Source organism: Enterococcus silesiacus, from assembly GCF_001886225.1.
Taxonomy (GTDB): domain Bacteria; phylum Bacillota; class Bacilli; order Lactobacillales; family Enterococcaceae; genus Enterococcus_L; species Enterococcus_L silesiacus.
Genome location: NZ_JXLC01000044.1, coordinates 1 through 6,206, shown reverse-complemented (window position 1 = coordinate 6,206; position 6,206 = coordinate 1). Strand labels below are relative to the sequence as shown.

Genomic DNA, 6,206 nt, shown 5'->3' with positions numbered 1-6,206 from the left:
TTTTTTTTTCGCTTCACAATTATATACGGCAACATATCGTTTCCACATTTTAGCTTCTCACCCCTTAACTTGAAAATATTCTCTAAAATTTTATAAGTATGTCAGTATGGTTATCAATTCTCGGTTATTTCTCCTTTTTTCTGAAATAAAGAAATCAACTATCATGTATTTACAACTCCTAATAGTAAATGTCTGTATTATCAAATCAGCACTATACAAATGATTACAACTAAAATGAATATTGACACTAAAAGAACAATATAATATACTTTAAATAATAAATGAAGGAAGAATTAGAATAGTATGGAAAAAGTTTTATGGGGAATTTCATTATTCGTTTGTTTTGGATTTACTACAAAGGTTGAGTCTCAAGAGAAGTATGAAATTATTGAGAATAATATTAATCTGATTGAGGAACTCACCTCAGCGGAACCTACAAATTCAGATTATATCAATAGCACTATTGATATGTATTATGAGGTACCTTCCGAAAATTATTCTAGTGAAGATTTTAATTCATTTTTAAATTCAGTTCTAGTTGAGCTAAAAAACTACGATCATAATCAAGATGAAAAATTAGAAAATCAGCTTGAATTTGCTGAGGAAAACGTTGACTTATCTTTAGATAGCAACTTACCTCCAACATCTAGAGCTTTGGTTGCAACACCTTATGATATCGCTTTAGGAGCATACGCTGCTGGAATTAAACTGGTAGAACGGATAGGGCATTGGCAGACTGCTAATTATATGAGACGTGCTATTGTTCCAGCAAACAGAGTCAACTCAGCATATACACCAGCAACGTATTACAATACGAATGATACTTGGGCTAAAATGGTAGACAGTGAAGACTTAATGCGCTCTTACTACGGTCGTTTAAAAGCTGAAGCTTTCCGAGGAGGCAGAGCTTCAGGATCTTTCGCAGGGTCACATACGTTCACAAGTGGACATTTACTCACAGCTTTACGAGGTGTGTCTTATACAGTGTCCTATAAACGACAAGCAAATGGATATAGTAATAATTTTGCTGTCGGTTTTGGGAATAACTATTGCTATGCTATGCAATCTCGTGGATATATAAAACCTTATAAAATTGAAATAGTAAGATCTATGTCAAGATAAGATAAGACAGGAGTGAGTTTCATAAAATATAATAAGTTGCTAATCATTACACTTAGTTGTCTATTTATAGTTTTGAAAGTTGTTGGAACTTTTCTGACACTGAATTTTTTACCTATTCAAGACCCTGAAACATTAACAATGGAAGAAAAGTTTAAACTGCAAAAAGAATTTTCTATCAATTATGATTTAGGAAATTCTATGATAAATCTAAGCAAACTATTTTTTGTAGTTTTGATAGCGTACTCGATATACTCATTTTATGTTTTTTGGAGAATTACTCACTCTGACAACAGTGATTTCATCAAATAAGATCTTTTCCTCCTTTACGTACTTATATGTAAAGGGGGTTTTTATATGGATCAAATTATACTATCAGAAAGTATCGTAGTTGGATTGGTTAGCAGTAAGCAGATCGGCCAAATGGGCGTTTGACAATATTGAGGATGAACCTGAACTCTACATCTTACTTATCAAGAGCGTTTAAATTTAGGAAAGAATTGCAGAATTTTGCGATAAAAATATAAAAAATAAGTCTATCTCAGTGCCACGTTAATGGGATAGACTTGTTCTATACTGTGGAATGGCACTTATAAAAAAGATATTTTTCCTATCATGCATTTCTATCAATGACTATTGAACTGTTACTACTTTTGATATATTTTGAATTTAATATTATAAGCAATATCAAAAATATGTACAGATTTGATAGAATCATCATAAATGTAGTTCCAATTTCAATAAGCTGGCTCTTTTCTATGCTTGTTGAAGCATAAAAAAGAGTTAACAAATTCCGTAATACTATATTAAAAATTAAAATCATTAGTACGATTAAAATGTTACTTAACACTTTTCTATTTTTAGTTTCAACTCGATGAACTAGTAAATCTTCAGCTTGGCTTTTATTTAAGATATAAGCTTTTTGTGGTATCAATCAAGTTAAACCGAAAAAGAAATAACCTAACAATGAACTATCTTTGTCAATTAAATAGTAGTTTGATTGAGAATGTATTATGCTATATCGATTATTTTTATAGAGTGTTTTTATCGTTAAGCTATTCAGTTTTATCACATCCAGTCCATTTTAATATTGTTTTACTTTAGTTTTGGAGAAGTTCAATCGTCTTTATCCCGTATAGAGGAAGAGTCAACAATTTTAAAGTTATTGACTCTTATTTGTACGTTTAATTCTTCTAATCTCCTAGTCTTTTATATGAAAACGACTAACATAGGGAAATAAATAACTTCTATTCATAAATATAAAAATAAGCACACCTAAAATAAAAATTACAATGAAATCAAATAGATAAACAATCGTTATATAGATTATCCCTACTGCAATCATAACTATCAAAATCAATCGAATCATACTATGCTTCTTGTAATATGTAGAAATACTCTCTTTCTCAATCTCAATTGTTACATTGTAACCTACTCCAAATAATACTTTTCTAAGTTTATGCTTATTGTAGAACATAATGATTGATCTAAAAATAAGTAAACATGCAAATGTTATCAGTAAATAGATTGCACGTTTATCTAGTTCAGAAGTAACATCAAGCTCTTGAAAAAAAATAGTCGATAGTTTGTAAACTGGTCTTCCAATAAACATCGATATAACAACAGTAGCCATAATACCATACTCTTTTTGACCATTAGACACTAGCTTATTAAACATTCCTTTATCTATCTCAACTGCTCTAAAAGGGAAGAACCAAACTAAAGTAGGGAAAAAATAAGCTAAGATATTGCTATCCATATCTATTAAGTAATAGTTTGTATCTAGTTCAGCTAGTTTGTACCTTTTATTTGTAGAATCATAAACTTTCATTATACCTCAACATATAGCGCTAATATAACGCTATTTTCCCTCTCGTCTTTCTAACCTATGCCACTTCTAAACCTAACAAAGATTACCTTAATTATTATTCTCCGTACCATTCTTCTTTATAATACCCATACATTTCTCTGAACTCTTCTGAATATTTTGTTACTATCATATTTTGAATTCTTAAATCAGCTTTGAAGCTGATATAAGTAGGTATCAAAGAAATAATTATCATAAAAACTGCCCCTGCAATTACGATTAACGTCGTACTTAAACCTAAACCATTTATTGAATCATTGATACTGTCTTTATCTATCCAACTTTTATTTATTCTATAAAACTGAACAATTACTATTCCTAAAATCATTATTATTCCAGCCATTTTTATCAAGAGAGAAAGAATCTTATTCGTTTTATACTCTTTTTCAAATGTTACATTAATGTAATCGATTAACATATTATTTTCCACTGTGTAATATAAGTATAAACAAGTAGGTACATAGATAATTATAGTAATCAAATTAATAATATAATTAGAATCTACAGTTCCTATAGAACCACAAATATAAGATAAAAATAAAATTTTCAAACTAGAATATATAAATTCTTTATAACCATAGTTTTGAAGAAAGTGTCTACTCTTAAAATATGAAAATAGTGATATTAAAATAAAACTTGTAGCTGTTGCTATTGCTATGTTTCTAGAAAACACAGTCGTTACTATGTTATCTTTAGCACTTGTATAGGACAGTATCATCATAATTGGCATAAATAAACTTATTGCTAAAAAACCTAGCTTTTTTAATCTGATTGGAAATTTTGCATCAGGATCGCCTTTAATTAAATAGTCAATTTTATTTCGATCTATTTTGACATAAGCCTCTTCAAAACTGATGTTGTTAACATAGTCCTCTATTTTTTTCATAAATTCGCCTACTTAATTGTATTTTACCACTTAGGTAATCCTGTATTAAAATCTCCTGTATCAACACGACCGTTTTGTTTCCCAAACCAGTCTTCTTTTATTGCTCCAATATTTCCACTTTCCAAATTTTCATGTCTTCTATCATAAAATTCATATTGTTCATTTACCCACTTGTCAATATCTTTTTTACTAATCCAAGTATGCCAGTCATCACTGTTTTTAATTATTGGTATTTGGTTTAGTAGAGGTATATCAGATAGTCCACCACCTTGTAAAAAATAATTCATTGTACCAGCGATAGCTCCTGGAATGAATCCATATTGCGCCCCTTCTAAAGGACCAATTGATGCAAAAAATCTATTTTGACCACCATATAAAGCTTTACTGGCATTTCCATAAGCTGGACTATTCGGATTGATGTATTCATTGTAGGCTAAACTACCTATACTAAAGCCATCTCCTGCAACTCCAACAACTTCTCCAACTGCTTTATATTTCTTTAAGAAGTCAGCTACTTTTCCTAGCTTTTTAAACTTATTGAATCCTATTTTTGTTCCTGCAATAATGGCTTCTCCCGCTGACGATTTGGATAATACATTGGTCACGTGGCCAATAGGTGCTAATACCTCCCAACCCTTGTCACTCAAATTTATCAATACTCCATATACTTTAGCCTGTATATCTATGGGTTTATCAATCAAATATAGACCAAATTTTGGATTATTTAAAATTTTTGTTGCTAAATCTTTAGGTAACTTATTCCAACTTTCTTGCGCTATGAAAATATCTAGTACAGCATCTTGTATACCTTTAGGTAATTTTTCCGAATCCAAGAATGTAATAAGGTACTCAAATAAACGTTTGTTATTCTTTACTTTCTCAATTGCTGCCATTGGATTTTTAGAATACAAATCATTGATTTCTTTCATTGCCTTTTCTAAAGCTGTTTTTTCCATTTTTTCTATATCACTAGAATTTTTCAAAGAGTTAAACCAACTCAGATCAGTACCTTTAGGTAATTGGTATGTCCCATCACTATTAACTATCGTATTATTCAATACAGTTACACTCTGCATCGCAATTTTCATATCATTCAAGCTATTGCTAAAAAGTCCATTTGTTTGTGAAGAAAACTGTTGTAGTTTTTCTAGCTTTTTTTGTAATTCTAGAATATCATCTTCAAAATCATTCGACATACGAGCTAGACTTGACTGAACATTTAATAACTCATCTAACACTTTAGCAACTGGATTATTTCTAGACAATACTCTTGCTACTGCTGCAGAAGCATCTACAGAAGCTTTCATTGCTTTTTTCGTTGCAATTTGTTGGTTTAATTTGTCCTCATCTAGCGTTCCTTCTGATGAAACTAAACTATCTGCTGATGTGTACGTTTGTAATTCACTTTCAATCGTATCGATTGCAGAAGTTACTTTACTAATAGTTGGTAAAATCAACTCGCTAAATAAGCCTTTTGCTGCTGTATATGCTGAGCCAGAAAGTGTTTTACCATCTACAGCTGAAATTACTTTTTGACTTCCTCCTTTTAACTGTTCAGATGCTTCTTTTCCGCTCTGTAGATTTTGCTTTAGCGCGGACATTAATTGCGAGGAATCAGAACTAGAATAAATTAATCCCAAGGAATTTCCCCCCTCTTTTTATAAAGATCTTCAGTTTCTTTCTCTAGTGTTTTTCGTTGTTCTGCATATTGATCAGATAACGTTTCTTCTGCCTCTTGTAATTGGCGTTTAAAAAATCGCTCTTGTTCTTCATTTTTTCGTTGCATACGAATACCTTCATGATTTCCACTGTATACTTCTTCTTCATTTATCATTGCTAAGGTACGATAGCCACGTTGTAAATCTTCTTGCAAGTTCCGTAAACTATCTTCTATTTTTCGTTGCTCTTGTTTTAATTCATTAGTATCATTTTCTTTTTCTGTAATCAAACGGGTGTATTTTGCTCGCTCTTGATCATTTTTGTTCTCCACTACATTCTCCTTAGAATTTAATTTTGCTATCCTCTATAGCCATTATTTCAGCGATTTTAGGAAACTTTTGACTTTGTTCCTTCACGCAATCAATCAATTGTGATAAATCTGAAAGTAACTGATTATTTACTTCTGAACCTTGTTTCATACTACTGACATTACTTTTTCCTAAAGAAACTTGCGTCCCTTTGTTGACAGATATATCATTTATACCTGAAACTGCCCCAGTAGCAACCCCAATATCTGAAGCTATATTTCCCATTCTAACACTCCTTTATTCAACTTTTAGTCATGCATAATTTCATCATTTGCGTAATAGTATATATACTTAATTGTAATTCGTA

General features: G+C 30.7%; 6 protein-coding genes. 1 reads left to right on the top strand and 5 read right to left on the bottom strand.

Annotated elements, in window-relative coordinates; translation table 11 throughout:
• The first annotated feature begins 303 nt into the window (after positions 1–303).
• Positions 304–1,122 carry a hypothetical protein gene (locus tag RV15_RS18125; RefSeq protein ID WP_071879392.1) on the top strand — a complete coding sequence of 273 codons (819 nt, stop codon included), beginning with the start codon at positions 304–306 and terminating at the stop codon, positions 1,120–1,122.
• A gap of 1,198 nt (positions 1,123–2,320) precedes the next feature.
• On the opposite strand, the gene RV15_RS18110 is transcribed toward RV15_RS18125, so the two are convergent.
• The 5 genes from RV15_RS18110 to RV15_RS18090 form a co-directional block, all read right to left on the bottom strand.
• Positions 2,321–2,950 carry a DUF443 family protein gene (locus RV15_RS18110; protein WP_071879390.1) on the bottom strand — a complete coding sequence of 210 codons (630 nt, stop codon included), beginning with the start codon at positions 2,948–2,950 and terminating at the stop codon, positions 2,321–2,323.
• Between the two features lie 94 nt (positions 2,951–3,044).
• Complete coding sequence (locus tag RV15_RS18105) at positions 3,045–3,872, bottom strand: hypothetical protein (protein WP_071879389.1); 828 nt, start codon at positions 3,870–3,872, stop codon at positions 3,045–3,047.
• 23 nt (positions 3,873–3,895) lie between these two features.
• Positions 3,896–5,512: a T7SS effector LXG polymorphic toxin gene (locus tag RV15_RS18100; protein WP_071879388.1), complete on the bottom strand. Its 1,617-nt coding sequence runs from the start codon at positions 5,510–5,512 to the stop codon at positions 3,896–3,898.
• The gene (locus tag RV15_RS18095) at positions 5,503–5,862 is read right to left on the bottom strand and encodes a hypothetical protein (RefSeq protein WP_071879387.1); all 360 of its coding nucleotides are present in this window, start codon (positions 5,860–5,862) and stop codon (positions 5,503–5,505) included. The genes RV15_RS18100 and RV15_RS18095 overlap by 10 nt, the downstream gene beginning before the upstream one ends.
• 10 nt (positions 5,863–5,872) lie before the next feature.
• Entirely contained in the window at positions 5,873–6,124 is a 252-nt protein-coding gene (locus RV15_RS18090) for a hypothetical protein (RefSeq protein WP_071879386.1), read from the bottom strand.
• Positions 6,125–6,206: the final 82 nt, after the last annotated feature.

Coding starts and splice junctions, on each gene's coding strand:
- RV15_RS18090 (WP_071879386.1), bottom strand. CDS start 6,124: ATGGGAAATATAGCTTCAGATATTGGGGTTGCTACTGGGGCAGTTTCA.
- RV15_RS18125 (WP_071879392.1), top strand. CDS start 304: ATGGAAAAAGTTTTATGGGGAATTTCATTATTCGTTTGTTTTGGATTT.
- RV15_RS18105 (WP_071879389.1), bottom strand. CDS start 3,872: ATGAAAAAAATAGAGGACTATGTTAACAACATCAGTTTTGAAGAGGCT.
- RV15_RS18110 (WP_071879390.1), bottom strand. CDS start 2,950: ATGAAAGTTTATGATTCTACAAATAAAAGGTACAAACTAGCTGAACTA.